The sequence below is a fragment of the Lysinibacillus sp. RU7 genome, from assembly GCF_057837305.1.
Window position 1 is genome coordinate 1 of sequence record NZ_JBYQFK010000363.1, and the last position, 228, is coordinate 228.

At 66.7% G+C, this 228-nt stretch carries 1 protein-coding gene; it reads right to left on the reverse strand.

All coding sequences use genetic code 11. The features are described from left to right. A partial coding sequence (locus AC3II9_RS22740) for a hypothetical protein (protein WP_489159070.1) occupies positions 1-228 on the reverse strand: 228 nt, incomplete at both ends.

Sequence of the window (228 nt, forward strand, 5' to 3'; positions counted from 1 at the left end):
GCCTTGGGCTTCGGCTTGGCCTTCGCGCGATAGAAGCTCTTGCCGAGCGATCCGTCATGCGAAACCCAGAGCGCCACGCCCCCGACCGCGACCTGCTCGGCATTGAACCCGCGCAAGCCCTCAGTGATCGCATCCCGCTGATCGGACAACGGCGCGATGCGGTCGCTGTCCTCGCCCTCGGCCTCGGCGATCTGTTCGATAGCGACGTCGATTGCCTCGATCCGCGCG